The organism is Bacillus sp. FSL K6-3149 (genome assembly GCF_038630515.1).
GTDB classification, from domain to species: Bacteria; Bacillota; Bacilli; order Bacillales; family Bacillaceae; genus Bacillus; species Bacillus pumilus.
Genome location: NZ_CP152034.1, coordinates 657,074 through 682,851 on the forward strand (window position 1 = coordinate 657,074; position 25,778 = coordinate 682,851).

Consider the following 25,778-nt stretch of genomic DNA (forward strand, 5'->3'; position numbering starts at 1 on the left):
ATGTATAACAGAAAATAAATTTCATATAGAGGTGAAATCACATGCCTAAAATTGACAATATGTTAGCAATTCTATGGATGCTTCATTCAGGTGAGAAAATTACTGCGAAACAAATTTCAGAAAAGTTAGAAATTAATATAAGGACTGTGTATCGTTATATTGATACAATTTCAACAAGTGGCGTACCTATAATTTCAGAACCAGGACATAACGGTGGATACACTTTAATGAACAATTTCATTGAGGCTCCTCTTTTTTTTGATTCTGAGGAACAAACTTCACTATTTCACGCTGCTGTTTTTGCAGAAGAAGCCGGATATTACGGAGGTGAAGCCTTAAATAGGGCCATTTCAAAACTAAGTAAATACTCAAATCAAGAGCAGGAATCAAAGATAAACCAACATGTAACTAGTCTTGAAGTAATAAGTCGAGTAAGTTCTTTCTCTATGGAATCTTCTTTGAAAGAGTTGGAGCAGGCCTTAGCGCACAGGCATTCAGTAAAAATTCTTTACCAGAAAATTGGAGAAAAGCAATTAAATTATAGATTGATTGATCCGTACAGAATTATCTATTGGAATAATAAGTGGTATGTGATTGGATTTTGTCATCTAAGAAATGATATCCGCAGTTTTAGAGTAGATCGAATTGAAAGTCTTATGCTAACTGAAAATCATTTTAACAGACCAGAAAATTTTTCAGCACGTGACTTTTTTATAAAAAACCTCCTTCCAACTATAGAAGATAAGGAAGAAATTATTTCATTGGTTATTAATGGGGATAAAAGTGTATTGGCTGATATTTGCCAACATTGGTTTTTAGGACATTATTTACAAGAACGGACTTCAAATCAAGCAGTTTTTCTTCTTGAAAAAGACATGATACATACATATGTACCTTATTTACTTTTACCGTACAATAAATCTATTAAAGTTATTGAGCCAATAAGTCTTAAAAAAAGACTTATTGAAGTTCTGTCGGAATTAATAAAATTTCACCAAGTATGATAACTTCCCTGACGTTAACTGTCAGGGAAGTTATTTTATAATAGCTATATCACTTGTGATTGGAGTGTTATTGGATGCAAACAAAAAAAGTATTTCTATATGTATTTAACACAATGTCGGACTGGGAATATGGATATTTAATTGCTGAACTAAACTCAGGAAGATATTTCAAAAAAGGTTTAGCACCTTTAAAAGTAATGACAGTAGGAGCTAATAAAGAAATGATTACTACTATGGGAGGACTGAGCATAAAACCAGATATTTCCCTCGATGAATGTATTCTTGAGAGTAAAGATCTTTTAATTTTACCAGGAGGGACTACTTGGAATGAAGAAATTCATCAACCCACCTTAGAATTAGTTGGCAAGGCTTTAAAGAATGACACTATTGTTGCTGCAATTTGTGGTGCCACTGAGGCTCTTGCGAACATGGGATACTTAGATACTAGAAAGCATACAAGTAATAATTTAGAATACACTAAAATGGTATGTCCTAACTATAAAGGGGAAAAGTTCTATGAGGCGGGATCTGCAATATCTGATGCGAATTTAGTTACTGCCTCAGGAATAGCCCCTCTGGAATTTGCGATGGAAGTATTGAAAAAATTAGATGTATTTGCACCAGATACATTACATTCATGGTATAACCTAAATAAGACTCATCAACCTGAATACTTCTTCAAGTTAATGAATTCAATAAATAGCTGAGCTAAAAAATCAACTTAGCAGGTTTATGTTAATTCAAATAAAAAGAATGAAACATCACATGCTCTAACATCCTACTTTAACAAGCTATTCACTCTATTGAAATTAGAGGAGATCGTTCCTTGATAAAGGGGTCTTAGCAGCCCAACAATGGAACGCTGTAATTGTATTTCTTTCATTGGTCATGTACAAGCACTTCCTCTGCGCTTTTCAGGAAAATAGAGGTTTACTCACTGCGCAAAACGTTAATCAACTCCTTGTTGTATCAACGTTTACAAGAGTTTTTTGGTTCAAGTTGGTTCAAAATATCAATTTGACAAAAAATTTAAAAGGTTTAAAGCATCAGCATCTTGCTGGTGCTTTTTTCTGGCATCAATTCAAGATAATAGTTCTGCGTTGTCTGAATATTGATATGACTTTAGCGTTTTGATACATAGGCAATATCGCTATCTTGAGAGAATAGAAATGATGCATGGGTATCACGTAATCCATGAAACGTCGTTTTGAGAATATCTAACTTTTTGAGTAATTTAGCTGATTGATGGAATCCGTCAGAATCAAAATAAAAGCCACCTGCTTTAATGGGGAGTTTTTTGAGTATTTGATAGACTTCTTTATTGATGGGCACATCACGTTTAGAATTTTTAATTTTTAAAGAAGTGTCATCAGAAGTTGGACATATGGAACGTCTAACCTATATGCCGTACTCATATACATCTTCTGGCCGAATACCTAAAAGTTCACAACGCCGCAATCCAGTTTCTAAAGCAAGCAATACCAACACATTAAACTCGTCATCGGTATTTTCTAGAATGTATCTGCGTAATGTTTTAAAATCGGTAATTGATAGGGCTTTATTACGCTTAGGTAATTCCTCATCACGAGTTTTTACCAAACTAGCAAAATCACTCACTAGGTAACCTCTAGCATACGCATCACGTAGAGCCGTTTTGATTTTTAAGAGAACTTCATGTGCTGTCTTACGGGAATGTGTTTTAGCATACTCGTCGATTTTACGTTGAACTACGATGTCATTCAAATCTTTTAACTGAATGTCACCAAAAAGTCGTTTAACAATACTTGACGAAGTACGTTGGTAATTTGAAAAGTAGTTTCTTTGACATCATTTTTTTTGATAATATAAATCCAATTTTCAAAGTACACAGCAAAAGTGGTAGAACGCTCAGCTAATTGTTTCCCATTTCCTTTTTCTAATTCATTTTCTAAAGCCCAACGCTTTGCTTCACTTTTTTTATCAAATGATTTTGTCAATTTCTTATGTTGACCATTTCCTACTGGAATGTGACAATAAGAACGTTGATCTGTCAATAGTTGAGACAGTTTCCTGTTACTTGTTAGCCCCCTGTTAGAACATGGGGTTAACACATACTAAAAAAGGAATCCGCATCGGTTTGGCTTCGCCACCGACACGGATTCTTTTTGTATGGTTTAGTTTAATTTCTGAATTTAGTTTTTCGCCAAACCAGACAGTTCAATCAGCGTTCCTTTACTTGAATCATCTGCTAAGTTTTCTCTACTTTGTAAATGTGTGATAACAAATACTATTAATACTATATGACTCTTTCAGTTTTAAAAAAATTGATTTATTAAATGTATTAAATAATGGAATTCCTTTCCCAAGTATAACAGGAACTGTAGCAATACGATATTCATCAATCAAATTCTTTTCAACTAACGGCATTATTACACTATTTCCGCCAACAATCCAGATAGCTTTTCCATTTTCATTTTTCGCTCTCTCTACAAGATCAACTACATTCTCACTTGAGAAATTTACGTTCGCTCTATCGTCACCATCTCTATTAGTTAACACGTAATTAACTTTATTCTCGTATGGATAAAAGTTTGGAGATAGTTCATTTACTACTTGATCATAAGTTGTTCTTCCCATGATAACAGTATCTATCTCCTTGTAAAATTTATTATAGGTTTCATCTTTTTCTAATCCCGAAGTTTCATCTAATGATAACCATTCAATTCCTCCAGCAGAATCTGCGATATATCCATCAATACTTGTAGCAATGTAAAGTATTACTTTTCTCGTCATTTTATTCTCCTCCTTTTATTAAGCATAATTTTATATTATACTGTTAAGTGAAGAAGAAAAAGATACAAAAATAGATTTTGTCTCAAAATAGAACTTTTTTAATTATGACTCTTGGGAGATTATGATGAAAGCAGTTAATCAAAAGAAATATATATGGGAACAATTTTATTCACTCCTTACAAATGAAGAATGGACATTTTCTAAAATTCCTATAAATACAATATGCGAACAATCAGGGATTCATCGTTCAACTTTCTATAGACTTTTTCATGATAAATACAATCTATTAGAATTTGGAGCTTCCATTTTATGGAGCAAATTTACTGAAATTAATATTCATGATAGAATACATCAACCTTTTCAAACAGCTGACGCTTTTTATAAATTTTCTAAAGCAAGAAAGCTGATCAGTAATCATGTAAATGATGAACCGTTCAACCTTTTTTTAACTGAATATCTATCAAAATTACTTGTAATAGAAATGGAGTATTATTTCGAAGAAATGCTCCCTACTAGTTTTGAACCTTCTTTTCTTAGTAAATATATTCTGTCTAATATCAATTTTTTAGACAACTGGAATAAATCACTAACTAAGAGATTAACGCCCAAAGAACTAGATTCCTTATATCACAAGTTAATCTTAAAAGATTTATTTCAGTAAAATACGTAACATTTTAGACCTGAAAGAATCAAAATGTGTTTTCGGAAACCAAAAGATGTTTAGTTGAAAAAGAAATCATAATAAAAAGCGAAAAAAAGACTGATATGTGTTATCAGTCTTTTTTAGGGGACAGTTCGGGGATACTTAGTCCAAACTAAGAACAATTGTATTCAACTATCATCTATCGTGGTTCAAATTGATTCAAATGTTGCCTATAGATTGAGATTCTTAATAATTACTTTGTCTCTTCTCAAAACAAAAAGAAGCAGGCTATCCCTTCCTGCTTCTTTTTCGCTCTTCTTTAGCTTTAGTAGTGATATTTCATACAGGTAGATTTCTACCTATACAAACTCATGATTCATCTCTTTTTTCTTGTTTGACATTCCTTATCCTTGATCGGCACCTTTTCTATCAATCGTGAAGGCGGCTGAAGAGTTCCCTTATTTATAGCATTGCGCTGTTTCTTGGTACTTATCAACTGGAAAATTCAATTTCACATCATACTGATCATCGTTGTAGAAGACGTAGACGTTTCCCTACTTGTTGAGCAGATCAACGACCTGCTTCTCTTTGTAAATGCCATGTTTTTAGTTTAAGATTTGTTTCATTTCTACCACTGATCGAGATTGATTTATTTCCCGGGGAAGGAAAGTAACGAGCAGTCAATACTTCCCGGCCTCCGTTTACAAAAATCTCAATCGACGATGCATCGATAAAGATGTGAAGATCGTGTAATTCCTCTATTGCTACTTCTCGAACTTCTTTTGATCGATCTTCAAATCGATCTCGCTCTAGTGTCAGTTTGCCCTCATCTTTATCATAAATGATACGGGCTGCCGCTCGAATACAGCATTCAAACCCTTTTTGTGTATCAATTTGATCAATGAATAACTCTGTGCTCGTAATATCATCTACAGGAATCGATTGAACGGAGCGTTTGATATGGAAAATATGCTCTTGTTCGTTGGTTCTCATCGCCTGAAGCTCAGTGACTGGCTTTTGAATCAGATGTCCGTCATCATCTAAACGCAGCTCTCTCGGAATGGTGAGGCAGTGTATCCATTGATACGAAATCGTTGGGTGATGCTCTTCTCCTTGATCAGGCACTCCCATCCATCCGATTAGAAGGCGTCTGCCTGATTCGTCTAGAAAGGTTTGCTGCGCATAGAAGTCAAAGCCTCGGTCCAGCTCCTCAAATGCTCCGTGCGTATATTGATAAGTATGGTCATCCAATCTCCCAACAAAATAGCCTGATTGATGTGTATTATGATATTTTAAGCCATCCGGCTTGAGCCCCTGCGGCGACACAATCAATACATCCCGGCCATCTAATTCAAATAGATCTGGACATTCCCACATATAGCCGAAATCCTCTAATCCATTTTTCCCACTGCCTGCAATGATGCCTTGAAACGTCCAATTATCTAAAGTATCAGAGGTAAACAAGACGAGATTCCCTTTCAGGTTCAGGCTTTGTGCACCTAGAACCATGTACCACTGGCCATTTCGCTTCCATACTTTCGGATCACGAAAATGGGCGGTGAATCCATCTGGCAGCGTCGCCACGACTCCTTTTTTCTGAAAATGAATGCCATCCTCTGAAACAGCTAAACATTGATACGTCTCGCGGTTCCCTTGTTCATCGCGAACGTTGCCAGTGTACATCACATACATATGTCCATCGTCAATGACTGCACTGCCAGAATAACAGCCGTTTTGATCAAACCAATCACTTGGCGCAAGGGCGGCTTCCTCGTGCTGCCAATTTACTAGATCTGTCGATGTGTAATGGCCCCAAAATTTTGCGCCGTGACCCGTTTCGAATGGCTGCCACTGATAAAAAACGTGGTAAACGCCTTTCCACTGAATCAACCCATTCGGGTCATTTAAAAGACCTACTGGCGGCATTAAATGAAAATGCTGGCGGTACACATCTTTTTTCACCAAATGCTCGTAGTTTCGAATACGTTCTGCTACCTTTTGACGAAGTACTGCGTCAGTTGTTGTCATGACTGTGACCACTCCTTGATTATTTTTCGACTTCTTTTACTTTAAAGATGATGGTGAGAGTAAATGAAACAGCAACAGCGATTAACATACCAATCACATAATTCACCACATTTTGCACACCGAATGGCGCTGCAATTGCAATCATCGGAATCCCCGTTAAACCATAGGCGTTGGCGGCTACCTTTGTGAAGACAACAAATGCCCCGCCTAATGCGCCTCCGATCATCGCGGCAATAAACGGTTTACGATAGCGGAGGTTGACACCGAATATAACAGGCTCGGTAATCCCTAGGAAAGCTGAGAAGGCTGCAGGAAGTGCAATTTCTTTTGTTTTCGCGCGTTTCGCTAAGAAAAAGACTGCCAAGCCTGCCCCGCCTTGCGCTACGTTGGACATCGCCCAAATTGGCAGCAAATAGTTCCGCCCAATATCATTCAGCAGTCCTGCTTCAATCGCATGGAAGCTATGATGAACCCCTGTGAGCACAATGAGAGAGTAGGCTCCTCCGAAAATAAGTCCTGCTAAGAACCCTGCGTGATCATAAATAAATGTCAGTGCATTCGAAATTCCTGTACCGAGCATTCTTCCAAGCGGTCCAACAGCAATAAACGTCACAAATCCAGTCACAATCACCGTCACAAATGGGGTCACAAGTAAATCAATACTGTTCGGAACCACTTTTCTTAAATACTTTTCAACAAGGCACATGATGTACACAGTCAATAACACTGGAATGACTGTTCCTTGGTAACCAAGAAGAGCAATATCAAAATTGAATAAATGCATATACTCTGGTTTCGCATCCGTCAGTCCCCACGGGTTGAGCAGGTTCGGGTGAATCATAATCCCCCCAATAACGGCTCCTAAATACGGATTTCCACCAAACTCTTTCGCTGCACTGACACCAATTAAAATCGGTAAAATGATAAAGGCTGCACTTGAGAACATATCAAGCATTTGGAAGATCGCGGAGCTTGGGTCAGCCCATTTGAAGGCTTTCATCATGCCTAAAAGCCCCATTAATAAACCGCTTGCAACAATGGCTGGAATGATCGGTACAAAAATATTTGACAACGTCTTTGCAAAACGTGCAAGTGGATTCATTTTTTGTTTCACTGCTTCATCATGGCTGACAGGTTTTTCTTTCTCGTCGTCTGTCTCAAGGCCGGTCTCACGAGCAAATGGTTCATATACTTTGTTGACCGCTCCCGTTCCAAAAATGATTTGGAATTGCCCCGAGCTTGAGAAAGCCCCCTTTACCCCTTCAAGTTCCTCAATGGCATCTTTGTCAATCAGTTCCTCATCTTTCATCACCAATCTGAGTCTTGTTGCACAATGCGTGGCACTGATGACATTTTTCTTGCCGCCTAATAGTTCTGTTAATTCTTTGGCTGTTTTTTGATAATCCATGTTGTCTCCTCCTTTTTAAAACAAAAAAGACCTAAAATTCACTAACGATAAAAGGACATACACGTCCCCTCGTTACGCAAATTTTAGGTCTTGCCTGCCTGACAGTCACAATCCCGCGATATCAAGTTTTGATTACGCTTTCATCATAGTATAAGAGCGTCACGTGCGTCAACCTCTTTTTTCGAATCTATTGACCCATATACACTATTTAAAGTAGTGTGCATAAAAAAAAGCCTGCATGCAGGCACAACCACTAAACCAATTCGGCATCCTGCAGACGCTGGACATGCAGCGTGATGTAGCCGATCTCCGATTCAGGGAGATGAAGTTCATATTCATTTTTTAACAATTCAGCGAGTCCACGTGCACACTGGTAAGCCAAATCATACTTTGTTTGGATAAAACTCAGCATGTCATCGTCCATGATTTGAAATGCCTCATTTGATTCCAACCTGCCTAATGCATACCTCAAATGTGTCACAAGTCGCTGATAGGAAATACTATCCTCATCAATTGAATGCTGAAAATAGCTTTCTATATGCTCGATCATTTCTTTGATCATCGTTGTATATTTCACGGTTTTTTTCATAGACTCCGTATTCATTTTGGCCGTATGAATATGGAGTGCCACATACCCTGCCTCATCGTCCGGCAGTTCAACCCCAAGCCGATCCTTTACATAACGAATGGCATACTTTCCAATTTCATATTCCTGCTTATATAAGACTTTGATCTCACCAAGCAATTTATTATATAGCACAATGCCCTTTTGAATGCGCTCAATGGCAAAGGATAAATGGTCAGTCAGTGATATGTGGATATGATCACTAAGCGGCATCATCAGTTCACCCTCTGCATAACTGATGATATGCTCTGCCACCTCAATATGCGCTTCGGGCAATGTCGCAAGAATTTGTTTGAATTTCTCATTTTCTTCACGCACAACAAAGATTTTCTCTATTTTTTGAACGGGAATGACGTCATTTTTCCCCTTCTGAAAAGCAATTCCGGGCCCCATCACAATTTTCTCCTGATCACCCTCCTTTACAATCACCGCATTGTTATTCAATATCTTATATATCTTCAAGGGGTATCCTCTCCCACTAGATAACGTTTCTTATGTGGGATTTTACCCTGTTTCATCTCCCATGTAAAGGTAAGAGTGGACCAGCACGCGCCTCTCTCGTCGTCTTCTCATCAAGCATCATCAGACTTTGCTTAAACGGTTTCTCTGACCTGCGCTTCTTGTTCTTTTCTTCTGCCAGCTTCTCTAGCTCTCTCTCGTCCACGACTTGAAAGAAACGATCATCCACCGCAGCCGCCTGAAAACGTTGCTGCTTCATCATCACACCAGGATTCACAAGCACATTCATCATGAAACCAAACCATACACTCAACCAGTTTCTGAATTTCCTCACCGAACATCCCTCCGCTTTTCTTAGAATCTAGCAGTTCTAGCAAAACAACTGCTCCTATCATATCCCGAGAAAAAAGAGAGGTTTGTCACAATCTGGGTGAAAAAACAAACTAGTTTTCAGAAGTTTTGTTGAAAAGTGCAGAAGATCATCATGTACGAGGATGTTTGAATAAAAATTTTATACACACTATATCCAAAAGATAAGCACACCTTATCAACAGGGTTTATCCACATATCAACACCCCATTACTAGATTTTGTGTATGAGATTTTTTTGTTTTCCATATATATATCTAAATAATTGAGTTATCAACAGGAGTTTGTGTATAAGTGAGACTTTATAAACAAAATAGTTCTTTATAACTATGTAAAATAAGACCATTTTAGTAAAGGAATTGTTTTCATCGTATTGAATACTTAATAACGGGCAGTGAATCTTTCCTATTTATCCACAAAAAGAAAGGCTATCTCCCTAAAAACACAGCTAGAAAGGGGAAAATTAATGAAAAAGGTCATCTCTCGTTCTTCTGCTCTATTGTTCTCCACTATTTTTATTTTATCCACATTCTTTACAGGTCAACAGGCTAGTGCCGCTCCATCAAACAAACAGGTGGAACTAGAAAAAGCAGAAATCTTCGGTGAAATCAATGTCAATTCTAGAAAACACACCACTGTCATTGTTGAATTAAAGGAAAAATCCTTAGTTGAAGCAAAGCAAGAAGGCAAAGCTCAAACAAAGGCCTCCCTCAAAAAATCTCGAACAAAAGTAAAAAATGAAGCACTCAAAGAAATTGATAAAGCGAGTGTTCGTCAAGAATACGAAAAAGTCTTCTCTGGTTTCTCGATGAAACTTCCTGCAAACGAAATTCCGAAGCTGCTCGCAGTTGACGGAGTAAAAGCCGTTTATCCGGATGTTACATATCAAACAGATGAAGTGAAAAAAGAAAGCATCCAGCTTCCAAATGAAGATGTTTCCCCTCTTATGGATAAAAGCGCTCCATTTATCGGTGCAACAAAAGCTTGGGATGCCGGCTATTCTGGAAAAGGGGTAAAAGTCGCTGTTATTGATACTGGTGTAGACTATACCCACCCTGATTTAAAAGGAAACTTCGGTTTATACAAAGGCTATGATTTTGTTGATAATGATTATTCTCCGCAAGAGACACCTAAAGGAGACCCTAGAGGTGAATCGACAGACCATGGCACACACGTCGCAGGAACAATTGCTGCCAATGGACAAATTAAAGGTGTCGCAAAGGATGCCTCACTTCTTGCGTACCGTGTACTTGGACCAGGCGGTTCTGGGACGACTGAAAACGTCCTTGCAGGCATCGACCGTGCTGTTACTGATGGAGCAGATGTCATGAACCTCTCTCTCGGAAATAGTGTGAATAATCCTGATTATGCTACAAGCATCGCACTCGATTGGGCCATGTCTGAAGGCGTTGTCGCTGTCACATCAAATGGAAACAGCGGTCCGAACAGCTGGACAGTCGGATCTCCCGGCACGTCAAGAGATGCAATATCTGTCGGAGCAACTCAGCTTCCGTACAGCCTTTACAATGTGAAATTCCCGAACTATTCTACTGCAAAAGTGATGGGCTACTACCAAGAGAGTGATTTAAAAGCACTTGACCAAAAACAAGTCACACTCGTCCATGCAGGTATCGGTGACGAAAAAGCATTTGAAGACATCGATGTGAAAGGAAAGGTTGCCGTGATCGAACGAGGAGCCATTGCCTTTGTTGATAAAGTCGACAATGCAAAAGCTGCTGGTGCAATCGGCGTTGTGATGTATAACAACACCGATGGAGAAATTCCAGTCGATGTACCAGGTCTTGCTCTTCCTACGATTAAGCTTTCAAAAGCTGAAGGAACGGCGCTTGTCAAAGCCATTGAGGCTGGAAACAATACAACGACTTTCTCCATTCAATTTGTCAAAGAACTTAGTGAGCAAGTCGCTGACTTCTCCTCTCGTGGACCAGTTGTGGATACGTGGATGATTAAACCTGATTTATCAGCGCCAGGCGTCAGCATTGTGAGTACAATCCCAACGCATGATCCTTCTCAGCCTTATGGATATGGCTCAAAGCAAGGGACAAGCATGGCTTCACCGCATGTGGCAGGGGTTGCAGCGATCATGAAGCAAGCAAAACCATCTTACTCAACAGAACAAATCAAAGCATTACTCATGAATACAGCAGAAAAACTATTTGACGCAAACGGCAGCCCATTCCCTCACAACACACAAGGGACAGGCAGTGTTCGAATCATTGAATCACTCCAAGCGTCATCTATCGTTTCTGATGCGAGTTATTCTTACGGCACTTTCTTGAAAGAAAAAGGCGTTCAAATCAAAACAAAGAAATTCAAGGTAGAAAACCTTTCAAAAGCACCGAAAACGTATACCATTGATTACAAATTCGATGGCAGCGGCATCAGCACAAACGGAACGAAAAAAATCACTGTCAAAGGGAATTCCACTGGGTCCTTTACTTCCGCGGTACAAGTGAAATACGGTAAAACGAAAAAAGGAACGTACCAAGGTAGCATTACCCTTCGCGAAAATGGCAGAAAGGTCACAGAAATTCCGACTTTATTGATTGTAAAAGAGCCTGATTATCCTCGCGTCACTTCGGTTTCTGTAGAGCCGGATAACCGTGCTGGAAGCTATGTCATTAGCAGCTATCTGCCTGGCGGAGCTGAAAACCTTGCATTCCTCGTCTACTCGACAGATGGAGAATATTTAGGTGAAGCAGGTGTTTATCAACATGTTGATAAAGGAGAACACCGCGTAAAATGGAATGGCACAATTAATCAAGGTCAAAAGCTCGAATCTGGTGAGTATACAATGCTTGCGTATGCAAGTTTGAAAGGGAAATCCGACACGGTTCAAACGAAGGAACCTTTCGATATTTATCCTGAATAAATGTGAATCACAAGAAAAGCCTTGTATGAGTGGATCGCTCATCAAGGCTTTTCGATCATATATGGAGGAAAGAGAGATTGATGTTGATATTGCTATGGATCGTTTCTTTTTTTATTGCTTTTTTTCTAACGATCACCTTGGTGTATTTTTTCACCCTTTAATATGCGAACCATCCTCGTCCTTTTCATCAAGCATGCGAGCTGACGGTCTATGTGTCCTTCATTTACCCGCTTAGTTTGCTGGTGACAGCCTCGTTTATTTTCATCATGATGCTCCTCTTCCCTATCTACCGGCTGCGTGGACGGTAAACAGACATACATACGTTATGCATCAAAGGCTTCCTTTAATAAACGATAAGATGTGAGCCGGTCTTGCATGCGGTGAGTGATGGTCACGGCGATCACTTCATTTGTACGATAAGCCTTCGTTAGTGCCGTCAGCTGCTTTTTCACAGAAGATGGCGTCCCAACCACCATCCTTTGACGATTGGCAGCCACTCGTTTTTGTTCATACGGACTATAGGAATAAGTCTGTGCCTCTTCATATGAAGGAAAGCCCCCGAGGTTTTGCCCCTGTTCATTGGCAAGTAAGGATAAATCTAAGCTGACTGCCAGTTTTTCTGCCTGTTCCTCTGTTTCAGCACATAAAACGAAGACCGCCAGACTAACGCGCGGCTCATCACCGAATGCTGAAGGTTCGAACCGGTTGATATATTGCTCCACAGAATCTTCTCCGCCTTCGCCATTGATAAATAGAGCAAACGTATAGCCTGCACCTGCTTTCGCCGCAAGTTTTGCACTTCCTCCAGAGGAACCAAGCATCCATACCTCTGGTGCAGTCTCTACCTTCGGAGAAGCGGTTAAATGAGGCAGTGGATAAAATTCATCTGCTAGGTCGTGTAAATAGACCTTCAGCTCTTCTACCTGCTCAGGATATTGATCACCTAGACGTTTTCGTTCACCATGATGAAGAGCTATGGAGGAAATGGGCATACCACCAGGAGCACGTCCAATCCCAAGATCAATTCTGCCAGGAGCGAGTGCTTCAAGAACCCTGAAGTTCTCTGCTACTTTATAGGCACTGTAGTGGGGCAGCATCACACCGCCTGAGCCAATACGTATATGTGACGTAACGGCTGATAGATGACCGAGAAGCACCTCTGGGCTCGATCCTGCAAGCCGGTTTGAAAAGTGATGCTCTGATACCCAAAAACGGTGATAGCCCCACTTCTCTGCCTGCTTTGCCAATTCAACCGTTTGCTTTAAGGCTTCAGCAGGTGTTGCATCTCCAATCAAAGGAGATTGATCCAGTATACTTAATTTCATCTTACTGCACCTCTTACAGAAATCCCCCTCTCTCAATCGAAAGGGGGATTTCTTATTTATTTTCGATTAAAGCCCTTCTCTTTCACAAATTCCCCAAGGAAGGCACGCTTTGGCTGACTAAAGCCGCGAAGCATCTGCTTAGACCAAGTATCGGTTCTCTCTCCGTTTGTCCGTTCTTCATAATATGATGAAATACGATCATCGTATTCTTTTAAATAACGATCCACATGCGCTTCATCTTGCTGATATGAATTTTCATGATAAATGAGTTCAACTGGCAGTCGTTCCTTTTGTGACGATTGATTCGCTGGATGTCCGACAACCAGACCAAATAACGGCAGCACATATGATGGCGTTTCAAGCAAATCAGAGACTTCTCTCAGTTGATTACGCAGACCGCCTATATAGCAGATCCCAAGTCCCATTGATTCTGCGGCTATACTCATATTTTGCGCAGCGAGCGCTGTATCAATGACGCTAATGAGAAAGGCTTCTGTATTCTCAAGCGCCTCCTGATGATTCTTACCTGCTTTTTTTGCAATATCATCATGGCGTTTCAAGTCTGCACAGAAGACAAAGAAATGCCCATTCTTCTCAACGTATGGCTGATTCCCAGCCAGTTCAGCAAGCTTGGCCTTCTTCTCCTGATCTGTCACCCCAATAATACTATACGCCTGTACATAGCTTGATGTCGAAGCAGCCTGTGCACTTTTAATAAGTGTCAGCACCTCTTCTTCGGACAAACGCTCGTCTGTAAACGAACGGATGGACCGATGATTTAATATCGTTTCTATCGTTTTGTTCAATTCGAAGACCTCCTTCACTTCTACTATCATAAGGCAAAGCCATATGGCTTTTCAAAAATTAAAACTCGAATGAAAAAAGACAGTCTATGCTTAGACTGCCCTTACCCGTTTTATTTAAATAAATAACTTTGGTATTTCGTTAATTGAACACTTGCATTATAAGCAATCCCGAATCCAATGAGAACAGATAAAACAGAGCTTCCTCCGAAGCTGATAAATAGGAGCGGAATTCCTGTTACAGGCATCACGCCTATGTTCATCCCAATGTTCTGGAACGTATGGATCACAATAAGTGCTGTATATCCCACACAGAAGAATGACGCGAATCGGCTATAAGGATGGATACGGTCAATCAGCACGACAAGCCGGTAGATCAAGAAGAAGAACATGATCACAACAAACGCACAGCCGATAAAGCCAAAGGCTTCTCCTATAATGGAGAAAATCATATCTGTTTGTGCTTCTGGGACATAGACCTTTAAGTTTTTAACCCCATTCCCAAAAATCTGTCCAGCACCAATAGCCATGATAGCCTGGTCTACTTGATATTTATCAGACCCCGAGGCATCCTGAGTCTGCGCTTGGTTGGTTGACGTTGAACTATCAGGTAGCCAAGCGGTAATCCGGTTAATCTGATACTGCTGAATACCAATTGTTTTCGCAACATCAGGGAAAAGGATGATCACGGCTAACACAGCGGCAACTAAAAGCACAACAACGGAACCGATGAGAGAAATCAGCTTCCAATTGACCCCTGATAAAAACACCATCACAACGACAATAAACATACAGACAGCTGCCGTACCTGCATCCTGTAAGAAAATCAGTCCAACTGGAACAGCTGCCACCCCGGCAATTTTTAATAGAAGGAAGATATCATCTTCTAATGTCCGTTTTCCTCTAGGGCTTGACTTGCCAATAACAGATGCGAGCATCATAATCAAACCAATTTTCATGAACTCTGAGGGCTGAAGTGTTCCAACCCCCGGTATCACAAACCAGCTTTTTGCACCATTTTTAATTGGAGCAAAATCATGACCTCCGATTTGTGCAGGAGCGACTTTCAGAAAGAGTAACAACAGGATGCCGCCTATAAAAATATAGAGACTTAGCTTCTCTAATTGCTCCAAATCAAAGTAATTTATGGCTACGATACATATAACTCCGACCATGTAATAAATAATCTGTCTGGTCCATGCATTAGATCCATACTGCCCAAATTGACCCGCAGCATAAATCGCAATGACACTGATGGCAAAGAAGGCTAAAAATATAAAAATTAAATCCCCTTGATAGTACGGAGATGTATTCTGCTTGTTCATGAACTAACCACCCTTATTACAAAACATAAAAGCCCTTATTTATATTAGATTGAAATTTTCACAAAAGCAACTCACCTTAAATATGACGGAAGATACATCCGAAAGGTTCCAATCATTTTTCAAAAAATGAAATACTTTTCATCCTAATAATAGGAAAAAATTCCTCTATACTCTTTCCATTCAACCGATCACGAGTCCTTTAAAAAGATTATTTTACAGATATTAAGGGGAAAATTCAATGACCTATGTGGCGATATGACAAGCAATTATCAAGTCAGCATAAGTTTTATGGAGAGAAAAGGAAAAAGCTACTTTCTACGGAATAAGGCCCATTTTCCAATTATTGAGTTTACTTCAAAGTCAATTGTGGTATAATACTTGTAACAAAATGTTCACAATATCTCCTAAAAACAGACACAATTGCATCCTGACCTCTCATTTGAATTGAACATCAACTTACAAAGGAGTTGGATACGATGGATATGTTCTTTGCGTACCTATGTATTGCAACGGCTACACCCCTGTTTTTATGGCTTGAAAACAGAAAAATTGCGCTAGCTTCAATTCCACCCATTATGATTATGTGGATTTTCTTCGGTCTTTACATGACAAGCAGTTTATCTCCAGCAGGACATACCTTCATGATCGCATTCTTTGCCATTAACGTCATTTTGGCACATATTGCAGCGTTCCTCATTTATGGACTTCCATTCATTCGCAAAAGATTCAGTAGCACACGATAAATAACGCACCACTTATTGGAGACGTTATCAACATCATGATAAAAACCACTCACCTTTGAGAGATGAGTGGTTTTTTATTATTTCTCTGAATGCTCCGATTGCTTTGGCGCAGAAGGTGAATAACCGTCTTTGCTGTTCTCTCCGTGGCTGTAGTGAGCCGCAAAGATCCAAACAGATCCGATAACGAAGATAATCGCACAAAACAGACCAAACAATGTATTTCCGACTTGAACAGTTCCGTTCTCGCTTTCTGTCATGTGCATAAACATGAATAGCTGCAAGAACGCTTGAATGAAGGCAAAACCAAAGATAATCCAAAGTTTTGCAGAACTGCCAATTTCAGCTCCAATGGCAATCCAGAATGCTAAGATGGTTAGCACGATGGATAGGATGAAGCCAACTACGTGTTTCCAAGGGAAGTGTTCGTGCTCTGCTGAGGAATTTGTTTTTCCAGCCATATCACAAAAGCCCCCCTAATCCGATCAAGTAAACAGCTGTGAAGATGAAAATCCATACTACATCAAGGAAATGCCAGTATAGACTTGAGATAAAAATCTTCGATGCTGTTTGTGGAGTTAATCCACGTTTTTTAATTTGGAACAAGACCCCGGTAATCCAGAAGATACCGATGGATACGTGTAGTCCGTGAGTTCCTAAGAGTACAAAGAATGCAGACCAATACGCACTTGTATGAATGCTCGCGCCCTCATGTACATAATGGAAGAACTCGAAAATCTCAAAGCCAACGAAGCCTGCACCTAGAAGCAGTGTCAGAATCGTCCAAATGACAACCCCTTTTGTACTTCCACGGCGCATTTCATGAACGGCAATCCCACATGTAAATGAACTAACCAATAGCAGGAATGTCATGATCAATACAAGCTTCATATCAAACAGCTCAGCTGGTAAAACGCCGCCAGCTGTTCTGCCATGAAGAACAAAGTAGGTCGCAAAAAGTGTTGAGAATAACACGATTTCCGCGCCAAGGAATATCCAGAAACCAAGGATGTTTAAACGTCCTGTTTCAGACTGATATTCAAGCGGTGCATTTGCATAGCTGCTATCATTATGTCCCATTACTTCTGCGCCTCCTTATTCTTTTTCTCTGTTTCAATCACTTCTTCAACAGGAATATAGTAGCCATCGTCGTATTCGAATGAACGTAAAATCATCGTTGCAAATACACCGATTAAGCCAATAACGCCAATCCAGTACCATTCAAATACAAGACCGAATGCACCAAGTCCGAAGAATGCAGACATGATAAGTGGTCTGCCTGAATTGTGCGGCATGTGAATTTTCTTGAATTCTTTTTCAGGATGAACGTCTACATTGTTTTGCTTCCAGTGATGGAATGCATCTGGTGTTGTCACTTCTGGAAGTGCTGCAAAGTTATAATGCGGCGGAATTGCAGAAGATGTCGCCCAGTCAAGAGTACGTCCTTCTCCCCAGCTGTCTCCAGACACTTCACGCTTCGCGTGTCTCCAGCTGTAGTAAATGTTGTAGCAAAGGATGATGAATCCGACACCCATCATAAATGCACCAATTGTTGAGATAAAGTTTAGTGCAGTCCAGCCATCTTCTGGTCCATACGTATAAATACGTCTTGGCATTCCTTGCAGTCCTAAGAAGTACTGCGGGAAGAAACAGATGTTAAATCCGATCATGAATACCCAGAAGAACCATTTGCCGATTCTTTCGTTTAACTTGTAACCAAACATTTTTGGATACCAGAAAACAAGACCAGCAAAACAAGCAAACACAGTACCTGCGATTAATACATAGTGGAAGTGGGATACAAGGAAGTACGTGTTATGGTACTGGTAATCCGCAGCTGCCATCGCAAGCATAACCCCAGTGACACCACCGATAACGAAGTTCGGGATGAAACCAAGTGCCCAAAGCATTGGTGATGTAAAGCTGATACGGCCTCGATACATCGTAAAGAGCCAGTTAAAGATTTTCACACCTGTTGGTACAGAAATTGCCATTGTTGTAATCGAGAAGAATGAGTTAACCGCTGCACTGTTCCCCATTGTAAAGAAGTGGTGAACCCACACAAGGAAACTAAGAACAGAGATTGCCACAATCGATACAACCATCGCTTTGTAACCAAACAACTGTTTTCTTGAGAACGTCGCAAAGATTTCTGAGAAAATACCGAAAGCCGGCAGGATCACGATATATACCTCAGGATGTCCCCAAATCCAGAAAAGGTTCGCCCAAAGCATTGGCATACCGCCTGCTTCGAGTGTAAAGAATGCAGAACCGAATAAACGATCAAATGTCATAAGTGCTAAAGCAACTGTTAGTACAGGGAATGCGAATACGATGATGACAGACGTGATCAATGTTGTCCATGTAAACATTGGCATACGCATAAGCGTCATACCTTTTGTACGCATTTTTAAAATGGTCACCATGAAGTTAATACCAGTCATAAGTGTACCAATACCTGCAATTTGGAGCCCGAGCAAGTAATAGTTCTGTCCAGGTCCTGGTGAGAAATCATTTCCGGCGAGCGGCATGTAACTCGTCCAGCCTGCACTTGGTGATCCTCCAATGACGAAGGAAATGTTGAACAGCATCGCTCCGACCATAAATGTCCAGAAGCTCAGGTTGTTCAAATAAGGGAATGCAACGTCACGTGCACCAATTTGAAGAGGTACAACGACGTTGATTAAACCAATTAAAAATGGCATCGCCATGAATAGAATCATGATCGTACCATGCGTTGTGAAAATTTCATTATAGTGGTTGGAATCTAAAAAAGTATTATTAGGAAGCGCCAGCTGTGCGCGCATCATCAGTCCGTCTACCCCACCGCGGAAGAACATAATCACAGCAGCAAGGATATACATGATCCCAAGCTTTTTATGATCAACTGATGTTAGCCATTCTTTCCAGAGCCATTTCCACTTTTTAAAGTAGGTTAAAACAAACACGATAGCAATGGAAGTAAGAGCGATAGAAATTTGCGCACCAAGAATTAATGGGTCTCCAGTTACAAAAAACTCATCCCATTTCAAATGCATAACGGCCTCCTCCTTTCCTTAGTCAGTTTATTCATTATCTAGTTTTCTTTTATAGTTCTTCACATTCTCGAAAGGATCTGTTTTGGAATGCGGAGAAACTGATTGGTAACCTAAACGTTTGCGTGCTTGGAGTGCGTATTCAGAATCCTCTCCATGCTTCGCAAAGGATAAATGTGTTGATGAGAATGTCTGCACATCTGCAGCATCAGGAAGCATCAAGTAGTCATACGTTTTCTTCGTTAACTTTGGTGCTTCTTTTTTCGTTTTGCTTACCCATTTATCATAGTCAGACTGCTTCATCGCATTGACTTTGAATTTTTGCTGAGCAAAGCCCTCGCCTGTGAAGTTGGCGTTTCTTCCTTCATATGTGCCAACTTGATCAGCTTGAAGATATTGTTCCATCTCCATTCCAGCCATCGCATACTTCTCCCCGCCTAGCTGAGGAATCCATAGTGATGCCATTGTATCAGCAGAAGTGATTTTGAATAAAACCGGCTGATCTTTTGGAATGTTTAAGTAGTTCACTGTCTCAATATTTTCCTCTGGATAGCTAAAGATCCATTTCCAATCAACAGCTGTAGCATAAACGACAAGAGGATCTTTATGGCTTGTTGCTTGAGGTGCCTCTTCCAAAGAGTAAATTGTTTTTACAGTTGGAACTGAAAGGGCAGCAACGATTAATATTGGGATCACTGTCCAGATAACTTCTAGAAGCGTATTCCCGTGTAGTTCTGGATTATAAGAGGCGTTTCCAACGTCCTTACGCTCACGGTATTTTACCAAAATGATGGTAAACAGTACAAATACCGCACCAACGATAAAGAGCATGAATCCGATGGATAAAAGGATTAAGTCTTTTTGTTGTGCTGCGACAGGTCCTTTAGGATCTAAAACAGCGATATTGCTGCAACCTCCTAATAAAAAAACACTCACGAGCATCGCTAATAAAAGCATAGGTTTAATGGCTCTGAACAAGAAGATCACCATCCTTCCTTAGATAATGTATATATTGCTGAATAATTGTGAAAAGCCATCTGCCTTCGAAAACTTTTCTTCCCTTTGTAATGCTATCAAAATCTGTTAGAGTTAGCTTCCCTTTTTTCAAAAGTTCATTTATTTTTCAACAGATTTCTATTAAAATGTCATAAATTCGACATAAATTTATATTATTGCACACACAATAAATTTCTAGGATTTTGAAAAGTTGAGAGTTGAAGGCAAAGGACAAACAATCAAGAACTTTGTCAAATTTAGGTTTACCACAATAAAAAAGTTTGGTCAAATTTCAATTTAACTTAATGAAATTTTATCTAGGTAAACAATTTCAAAATAGGTATCCCCACATTTAACAAAAACCTTACTCATTTTAACGCAAGTTCACAAGAAAAGAAAGTATCGATCCTCTGTGTATACGCTGTAAGAATTGGTAATGATGCTGAATTAGTGGAATCTCGCTAAAGACTTCCAACAAAAAACCGGCTCAGCGCCGGTACTCTGCATTTATTCATCTCTCACTAAGATGTCAGGTCGTCTATAGATCTTCCCTTCATGTTCAATGTCCATGTACGTCCACTTGCCTGTATACGTTAAAAAGCGGTTGCCCTCTTTTTCTACAACAATCGTATCCTCTGATTTCAGTCCAGGCAATGAAGGGTTCCATGTAAACACTTGATGAAGCTTAATTTCTTCCTTCGATGAGGGAACAGCAATGATTTCCCTAGATACAAATCCCGTCTTCCCCCCTTGATGAAGCTTTTTCCAGCTATCAGGGAAGCCCTCTTTTTCGTACTGAGCAATACCTGCTTTCAGAACATCTCCTAATGTTTCCCCAGGACGTGTGGCGGCATTCATGACCGTGTCAATTCGTGCTAGCCGCTCTTTGTTCTCTTCAAGCTCCTTCGGAAGCTGACCAAAGTAAACAGACCTTGTAACATTTGCAACGAGCCCGTGCCGCTCCGCGCAGAGAACAACAAGCGCGTGCTTTTGAAGAGCTTTATCTGTTGGAATCGGGTGACGGTATTGATGGATCCGGTCATCCGTGGCCACAAGCAGGACTTCTATCGTCATCCCTTGCGCAATGGCTCTTTGAGCAACAAGCGAAGCAATCTCGTGCTCGGTCTGCCCTGGAACGATTTCTTGACAGACACTTTCTACAATGACCGCTGTTTCATGACAGAGCGTTTCATATTGTCTGAGCTGTGAGGCAGTTAGGATCGAGCGAATATTCGACAAATCCGGTTCGATCCATTCGAATCCATCCATTTGAATGTCCGTCCCAATTCGTTTACCTTTTGTGAGTTCTTGAATGTATGGGGTCTCATCCTCATACCAATCCATTGTGACCACTTGAAACGGATGATCGACGTACGCCATTTCCTCTTCAATGATCCGCTTTTCTTCCATTTGATTCACAATGAGAACGAGGTCGTCTTTTAAGACGAGCAGCTGGCACACGCCCTCTGGCGTATTTAACACAATATGATTCCTTCTTCCGCCTGTCAGCCAGGAGAAGTTATTTCGCTTTTGAATCAAAACACCCTCAAGCTGCTTTTCTTCCATTAGTTCTCTTACTTGTTCAATCATCTAATCACCTGCCTGTTTGAAGTGTTTGAATGAAACGGTTAAAAGCTATTTTCCCTTGCTCAGTTCTTTTAAACACACCTGCCTGCGAGAGAATTCGAGAAAAAATAAAGCCAATTTCTTTTTGTAAAATGGTTTCGGTATTGTTCTCTGTAAAAGAATTCTCTTCAAGCAGCCGCTTCGCCCAAGCCTCGTGCTTCATGATAGCAGGACGGGCTTTGATTTCTTCAAGTGGATTTTCGGATAGCAAAGCCTCTTTTAATTGGCTTATTTCCTCTGCTAATCTACCAGGAAGCACAGCAAGGCCCATGACTTCAATTAATCCGATATTCTCTTTTTTAATATGGTGGACTTCTTCGTGCGGATGGAAAATGCCGTCCGGGTGCTGCTTGTTTGTACGGTTATTACGAAGCACTAAATCTAATTCATAGTCATCCCCGTGGCGCCTCGCAATAGGTGTAATGGTGTTGTGAGGTGTCTCTCCTGTATGAGCGATGACCCCCACCTCTTCATCTGAATACAGTTTCCACTCATGTAAGATAAAGTCTGCTGCGTCTGCGAGCGACTGCCGCTCACTGCTTCGAAGGCGGATCACAGACATCGGCCATTTCACAATACCAGCTCGCACACCTGGAAAGGCATTGAGAGAAAAGACCTCTTCCATCTCTGCTTTTGCCATCGGAAATTCATGTGCACCGCCCTGAAAATGGTCATGACTTAATATACTGCCTCCGACAATCGGAAGGTCGGCGTTCGACCCGATGAAATAGTGCGGGTATATAGATATGAAGGAAAGCAGTCGTTCAAAGGTCTTTTTGGTGATGCTCATTGGCTCATGTTTGCCTTTGAACACTATACAGTGCTCGTTGTAATACACATAAGGTGAAAATTGCAGAAACCACGATTCACCTGAGAGTGACACAGGAATAATCCGATGATTCTGTCTCGCTGGATGGTTAATCCGTCCCTCGAACCCAACGTTTTCTTTACAAAGGAGACAAAGAGGATATTGCTTTTGGCTGAGCTTCTTGGCTTCAGCGATGGCTTTGGGGTCCTTTTCCGGCTTCGATAGATTAATGGTGATCTCTAGCACACCATCTTCTGTTCGTGTAAACCACTGTACATTTTTGGCGATCCTGCCTGTATGAATGTAGTGTGCATGCTGCTGCATCTCATAGAACCAGCTCGTAGCTGCCTTCGGTCCTCCCTGCTGACGTTTTTCCTCAAACTTCGCATAGATGACACTTGGAGGTGCCACCAAGCAGCCCATGATTTTCGCATCTAGTAAATCACGATACGTATCCGTCCCCTCAGGAATAAGTTCTGTTTCTACTGCCCAATCGAGCATCGGCATTAAGATGTCTTCAAGGTCTTCTTCTCCTGAGACTGTTCTTGCTTCCGCTTCATCGAGTCTGAGCACCTCAAGCAGTCGATTTCTCGTATATTCGATATCTAGTGATGTTATCAGCTCTTTATTCATCCCGTATTGAATCAGCTGTTCCAGCTTTTCAAAAATATCAATCGCCATTCCCTCTGTCCCCTCTCTTGCCTGCCTTTACGTTTTATTCACTTTGGTAGCCATCTGGATGCTTCTGAAACCAATCCCACGCACTCTGAATGATCGTGTGAAGGTCAGCATATTGAGGTGTCCATCCCAATTCTTGCAGTGCTTTTTCAGAAGAAGCAATCAGCTTTGCTGGATCTCCCGCGCGCCTTTTTGCCACTTGTGCAGGGATGGCATGCCCGGTGACTTTTCTGACGGCTTCTACGACCTGCTTCACAGAGAACCCTGTTCCATTCCCTAAATTGTAGGTCGCACTGCCTTTTCCAGCACGCAGCCGGTCAACAGCTAAGATGTGTGCCTCTACTAAATCCATCACATGAATGTAATCTCTAATACACGTGCCATCCTCTGTCTCATAATCATCACCGTAAATCATGATTTGATCCCGTTTTCCTAAAGCAACTTGCAGAATAATTGGAATGAGATGCGTCTCAGGCTGATGATCCTCTCCGACAAGTCCTTCTGTATGGGCACCAGCTACATTAAAGTAGCGAAGTACCACGTATTCTATTCCATACGCTTGCTCAGACCACTTCAGCATTTTTTCAATGGCTAGTTTCGTTTCTCCATATGGATTTGTTGGGTTCGTTTCATCCGTTTCATCGATCGGCACCCGCTTCGGTTCACCGTATGCAGCAGCAGTGGAAGAAAAGACGATGTGTTTCACATCAAATTCATTCATGACTTGTAGTAAAGCAGTTGCTCCGCCGACGTTGTTGTTATAGTACTTAAGCGGGTCTGTTACACTCTCCCCAACAAGTGAATCTGCCGCAAAGTGCATGACCGCTTCTATTTGATGCCTTTTGAACACCTGTCTTAAAAAGGCGTGATCTCGTAAATCACCCTCCTCTAAGACAGCTCCTTCCAAAACAGCTTCTTTGTGGCCTGTCTGCAAATTATCCACTACCACTACTCGTTCGCCTTTCGCTAAAAGAGCCGCCACCGCATGACTGCCTATGTACCCTGCTCCTCCACAAACTAAAATTGTCATCACACTTCCCCCTTTGTGAGTTCTCTTGCGCCGCCTCCAATTCCAGCTGTGTAAAAAGAGGCTTGAATCCCTGTTTTCTCTTGATATATCGCACCAGTTTCTTCTATAAATGAATCTAGCAGCTCTTCTTTCACGATGCTGATCGTACATCCGCCAAAGCCTGCACCTGTCATACGGGAGCCAATCGTCCCCGGGTGCCGCCAAGCTGCTTCAGCCAGTGCATCTAGTTCAAGTCCTGTTACTTCATAATCATTCTTTAAAGAAAGATGAGAAGCCTTCATGAGCCCACCTAGTTCTTCCATTTTATCATCTTTCAGAAAATTTACTGCTTTCATCGTCCGCTCGTTTTCCGTCACGACATGTCTTGCTCGTTTGCGGCAGACGTCATCTTCAATCAAGTGGGCAACCCTCGCAAATTCATCCGCAGTGAGCTCACATAAGTGGGCAATGTCGTTTTCTTTCTGAAGATCATTTAAAGCGGATTGACACTCTGCCCGGCGCTCATTGTATTTGGAATCAGCCAGTGTCCGTTTTTTGTTTGTATTGGCGATGACAAGCGCAAGTCCCTCTTGCCGAAACGGACTATATTCAAAGGCAAGGGTGTCACAATTGAGCAAAATGGCGTGATCTTCTTTTCCAAGGGCAATCGAAAACTGATCCATGATCCCGCAATTGACACCAATAAATTCATTCTCTGCACGCTGTGAAAGGAGGGCAAGTTGGACATTTGAAACGCTGAATGAATGCCATTCATTGATGAGAACAGCGGTAACAAGCTCAATGGAGGCAGAGGAAGACAGGCCTGCACCATTTGGAATATTGCCACTGTACACAATGTCAAAGCCTTCTTCTATCTTCATTCCTGCTTCTATAAACTGTTTGAACACACCCTTCGGATAATTTGCCCAGCCGTCCGATTCTACGTAAGCGATTTCAAAAAGATTGAATTCTTTCACACCATCGCGATCAAAGTTCAAGGAATACATTCTCACGCGGCCATCTGACCGCTTCGCACAAGCAGCATATGTCCCTAGAGTAAGCGCGCATGGAAATACATGTCCTCCATTGTAATCTGTATGTTCACCAATCAAGTTCACTCTTCCTGGGGCAAAAAAGTAGCGAAGTTCTTCTCTATCTCCAAATTGCTGGTGAAATGCCGCGCGTAACGTATCGATCATATCCATTCCCCTTTTCTCTTCTGATACTTTTTAT

At 40.9% G+C, this 25,778-nt stretch carries 23 protein-coding genes; 5 read left to right on the top strand and 18 right to left on the bottom strand.

Annotated elements, in window-relative coordinates:
* Positions 1–41 precede the first annotated feature (41 nt).
* Together MHB83_RS03440 and MHB83_RS03445 are read left to right on the top strand one after the other, a co-directional pair.
* Positions 42–1,004 (top strand): WYL domain-containing protein, encoded by a 963-nt coding sequence (locus MHB83_RS03440; protein ID WP_212045680.1) that lies wholly within the window; start codon positions 42–44, stop codon positions 1,002–1,004.
* 74 nt (positions 1,005–1,078) lie between these two features.
* Complete coding sequence (locus MHB83_RS03445; RefSeq protein WP_212045681.1) at positions 1,079–1,711, top strand: type 1 glutamine amidotransferase family protein; 633 nt, start codon at positions 1,079–1,081, stop codon at positions 1,709–1,711.
* Positions 1,712–2,402: 691 nt separating this feature from the next.
* Here the strand turns inward: MHB83_RS03445 and MHB83_RS03450 are convergent.
* The 3 genes from MHB83_RS03450 to MHB83_RS03460 all read right to left on the bottom strand — a co-directional run bounded on the left by MHB83_RS03450 (position 2,403) and on the right by MHB83_RS03460 (position 3,776).
* Positions 2,403–2,621: a hypothetical protein gene (locus MHB83_RS03450; RefSeq protein WP_249118180.1), complete on the bottom strand. Its 219-nt coding sequence runs from the start codon at positions 2,619–2,621 to the stop codon at positions 2,403–2,405.
* 131 nt (positions 2,622–2,752) lie between these two features.
* Complete coding sequence (locus MHB83_RS03455) at positions 2,753–3,037, bottom strand: hypothetical protein (RefSeq protein WP_249118181.1); 285 nt, start codon at positions 3,035–3,037, stop codon at positions 2,753–2,755.
* Between the two features lie 205 nt (positions 3,038–3,242).
* Positions 3,243–3,776: a dihydrofolate reductase family protein gene (locus MHB83_RS03460; protein WP_212045682.1), complete on the bottom strand. Its 534-nt coding sequence runs from the start codon at positions 3,774–3,776 to the stop codon at positions 3,243–3,245.
* A gap of 124 nt (positions 3,777–3,900) precedes the next feature.
* Between MHB83_RS03460 and MHB83_RS03465 the strand changes: the two genes are divergently transcribed.
* Positions 3,901–4,437, top strand: coding sequence for a helix-turn-helix domain-containing protein (locus MHB83_RS03465; protein ID WP_251190654.1), 537 nt, complete (start codon positions 3,901–3,903; stop codon positions 4,435–4,437).
* Positions 4,438–4,989: 552 nt separating this feature from the next.
* Here the strand turns inward: MHB83_RS03465 and MHB83_RS03470 are convergent.
* The 4 genes from MHB83_RS03470 to MHB83_RS03485 form a co-directional block, all read right to left on the bottom strand.
* Positions 4,990–6,447 (bottom strand): sucrose-6-phosphate hydrolase, encoded by a 1,458-nt coding sequence (locus tag MHB83_RS03470; RefSeq protein ID WP_342496637.1) that lies wholly within the window; start codon positions 6,445–6,447, stop codon positions 4,990–4,992.
* Positions 6,448–6,466: 19 nt separating this feature from the next.
* Positions 6,467–7,855 carry a sucrose-specific PTS transporter subunit IIBC gene (locus MHB83_RS03475; protein WP_212045684.1) on the bottom strand — a complete coding sequence of 463 codons (1,389 nt, stop codon included), beginning with the start codon at positions 7,853–7,855 and terminating at the stop codon, positions 6,467–6,469.
* Positions 7,856–8,108: 253 nt separating this feature from the next.
* Positions 8,109–8,942, bottom strand: a complete 834-nt coding sequence (locus MHB83_RS03480; RefSeq protein ID WP_050944508.1) for a PRD domain-containing protein — start codon at positions 8,940–8,942, stop codon at positions 8,109–8,111.
* 52 nt (positions 8,943–8,994) lie between these two features.
* Entirely contained in the window at positions 8,995–9,273 is a 279-nt protein-coding gene (locus tag MHB83_RS03485) for a hypothetical protein (RefSeq protein ID WP_310026249.1), read from the bottom strand.
* A gap of 500 nt (positions 9,274–9,773) precedes the next feature.
* Here MHB83_RS03485 and MHB83_RS03490 point away from each other — a divergent pair, with 500 nt between their 5' ends.
* Positions 9,774–12,200 (top strand): S8 family serine peptidase, encoded by a 2,427-nt coding sequence (locus MHB83_RS03490; RefSeq protein ID WP_342496638.1) that lies wholly within the window; start codon positions 9,774–9,776, stop codon positions 12,198–12,200.
* 323 nt (positions 12,201–12,523) lie between these two features.
* On the opposite strand, the gene MHB83_RS03495 is transcribed toward MHB83_RS03490, so the two are convergent.
* The 3 genes from MHB83_RS03495 to MHB83_RS03505 form a co-directional block, all read right to left on the bottom strand.
* Positions 12,524–13,525 (bottom strand): LLM class flavin-dependent oxidoreductase, encoded by a 1,002-nt coding sequence (locus MHB83_RS03495; protein ID WP_342496639.1) that lies wholly within the window; start codon positions 13,523–13,525, stop codon positions 12,524–12,526.
* A 56-nt stretch (positions 13,526–13,581) separates the two neighbouring features.
* Complete coding sequence (nfsA, locus tag MHB83_RS03500) at positions 13,582–14,331, bottom strand: oxygen-insensitive NADPH nitroreductase (protein ID WP_226804398.1); 750 nt, start codon at positions 14,329–14,331, stop codon at positions 13,582–13,584.
* A 110-nt stretch (positions 14,332–14,441) separates the two neighbouring features.
* Complete coding sequence (locus MHB83_RS03505; RefSeq protein ID WP_003214578.1) at positions 14,442–15,653, bottom strand: FtsW/RodA/SpoVE family cell cycle protein; 1,212 nt, start codon at positions 15,651–15,653, stop codon at positions 14,442–14,444.
* Between the two features lie 476 nt (positions 15,654–16,129).
* On the opposite strand from MHB83_RS03505, the gene MHB83_RS03510 reads away from it, so the two are divergent.
* Entirely contained in the window at positions 16,130–16,396 is a 267-nt protein-coding gene (locus MHB83_RS03510; RefSeq protein WP_003215279.1) for a spore morphogenesis/germination protein YwcE, read from the top strand.
* 77 nt (positions 16,397–16,473) lie between these two features.
* Here the strand turns inward: MHB83_RS03510 and qoxD are convergent, their stop codons facing one another.
* The 8 genes from qoxD to MHB83_RS03550 form a co-directional block, all read right to left on the bottom strand.
* The gene (qoxD, locus tag MHB83_RS03515) at positions 16,474–16,854 is read right to left on the bottom strand and encodes a cytochrome aa3 quinol oxidase subunit IV (protein WP_003215204.1); all 381 of its coding nucleotides are present in this window, start codon (positions 16,852–16,854) and stop codon (positions 16,474–16,476) included.
* Position 16,855: 1 nt separating this feature from the next.
* Complete coding sequence (gene qoxC, locus MHB83_RS03520; RefSeq protein WP_003214975.1) at positions 16,856–17,473, bottom strand: cytochrome aa3 quinol oxidase subunit III; 618 nt, start codon at positions 17,471–17,473, stop codon at positions 16,856–16,858.
* A complete protein-coding gene (gene qoxB / locus MHB83_RS03525) occupies positions 17,473–19,431 on the bottom strand; it encodes a cytochrome aa3 quinol oxidase subunit I (protein WP_003215069.1) in 1,959 nt (652 codons plus the stop codon). The genes qoxC and qoxB overlap by 1 nt, the downstream gene beginning before the upstream one ends.
* Positions 19,432–19,458: 27 nt before the next feature.
* Positions 19,459–20,415 carry a cytochrome aa3 quinol oxidase subunit II gene (qoxA, locus tag MHB83_RS03530; RefSeq protein WP_095117964.1) on the bottom strand — a complete coding sequence of 319 codons (957 nt, stop codon included), beginning with the start codon at positions 20,413–20,415 and terminating at the stop codon, positions 19,459–19,461.
* A gap of 516 nt (positions 20,416–20,931) precedes the next feature.
* Positions 20,932–22,014 carry an aminopeptidase P family N-terminal domain-containing protein gene (locus MHB83_RS03535; RefSeq protein WP_050944514.1) on the bottom strand — a complete coding sequence of 361 codons (1,083 nt, stop codon included), beginning with the start codon at positions 22,012–22,014 and terminating at the stop codon, positions 20,932–20,934.
* 4 nt (positions 22,015–22,018) lie between these two features.
* Complete coding sequence (gene galT, locus MHB83_RS03540) at positions 22,019–23,539, bottom strand: UDP-glucose--hexose-1-phosphate uridylyltransferase (protein WP_050944515.1); 1,521 nt, start codon at positions 23,537–23,539, stop codon at positions 22,019–22,021.
* Positions 23,540–23,573: 34 nt separating this feature from the next.
* Positions 23,574–24,566: a UDP-glucose 4-epimerase GalE gene (gene galE, locus MHB83_RS03545; protein ID WP_106032070.1), complete on the bottom strand. Its 993-nt coding sequence runs from the start codon at positions 24,564–24,566 to the stop codon at positions 23,574–23,576.
* Positions 24,566–25,750 (bottom strand): galactokinase, encoded by a 1,185-nt coding sequence (locus MHB83_RS03550; RefSeq protein ID WP_137054213.1) that lies wholly within the window; start codon positions 25,748–25,750, stop codon positions 24,566–24,568. Before MHB83_RS03550 ends, galE begins: the two co-directional genes overlap by 1 nt.
* Positions 25,751–25,778 lie beyond the last annotated feature (28 nt).

Excerpts from the sequence above, each read along its gene's own strand:
- MHB83_RS03535 (WP_050944514.1), bottom strand. The coding sequence starts at position 22,014 with ATGATTGAACAAGTAAGAGAACTAATGGAAGAAAAGCAGCTTGAGGGT.
- MHB83_RS03470 (WP_342496637.1), bottom strand. The coding sequence starts at position 6,447 with ATGACAACAACTGACGCAGTACTTCGTCAAAAGGTAGCAGAACGTATT.
- qoxB (WP_003215069.1), bottom strand. The coding sequence starts at position 19,431 with ATGCATTTGAAATGGGATGAGTTTTTTGTAACTGGAGACCCATTAATT.
- MHB83_RS03460 (WP_212045682.1), bottom strand. The coding sequence starts at position 3,776 with ATGACGAGAAAAGTAATACTTTACATTGCTACAAGTATTGATGGATAT.
- MHB83_RS03475 (WP_212045684.1), bottom strand. The coding sequence starts at position 7,855 with ATGGATTATCAAAAAACAGCCAAAGAATTAACAGAACTATTAGGCGGC.
- qoxD (WP_003215204.1), bottom strand. The coding sequence starts at position 16,854 with ATGGCTGGAAAAACAAATTCCTCAGCAGAGCACGAACACTTCCCTTGG.
- MHB83_RS03445 (WP_212045681.1), top strand. The coding sequence starts at position 1,079 with ATGCAAACAAAAAAAGTATTTCTATATGTATTTAACACAATGTCGGAC.
- MHB83_RS03505 (WP_003214578.1), bottom strand. The coding sequence starts at position 15,653 with ATGAACAAGCAGAATACATCTCCGTACTATCAAGGGGATTTAATTTTT.
- galT (WP_050944515.1), bottom strand. The coding sequence starts at position 23,539 with ATGGCGATTGATATTTTTGAAAAGCTGGAACAGCTGATTCAATACGGG.
- MHB83_RS03490 (WP_342496638.1), top strand. The coding sequence starts at position 9,774 with ATGAAAAAGGTCATCTCTCGTTCTTCTGCTCTATTGTTCTCCACTATT.
- MHB83_RS03550 (WP_137054213.1), bottom strand. The coding sequence starts at position 25,750 with ATGGATATGATCGATACGTTACGCGCGGCATTTCACCAGCAATTTGGA.
- qoxC (WP_003214975.1), bottom strand. The coding sequence starts at position 17,473 with ATGGGACATAATGATAGCAGCTATGCAAATGCACCGCTTGAATATCAG.
- MHB83_RS03495 (WP_342496639.1), bottom strand. The coding sequence starts at position 13,525 with ATGAAATTAAGTATACTGGATCAATCTCCTTTGATTGGAGATGCAACA.
- galE (WP_106032070.1), bottom strand. The coding sequence starts at position 24,566 with ATGACAATTTTAGTTTGTGGAGGAGCAGGGTACATAGGCAGTCATGCG.
- MHB83_RS03510 (WP_003215279.1), top strand. The coding sequence starts at position 16,130 with ATGGATATGTTCTTTGCGTACCTATGTATTGCAACGGCTACACCCCTG.
- MHB83_RS03465 (WP_251190654.1), top strand. The coding sequence starts at position 3,901 with ATGAAAGCAGTTAATCAAAAGAAATATATATGGGAACAATTTTATTCA.
- MHB83_RS03440 (WP_212045680.1), top strand. The coding sequence starts at position 42 with ATGCCTAAAATTGACAATATGTTAGCAATTCTATGGATGCTTCATTCA.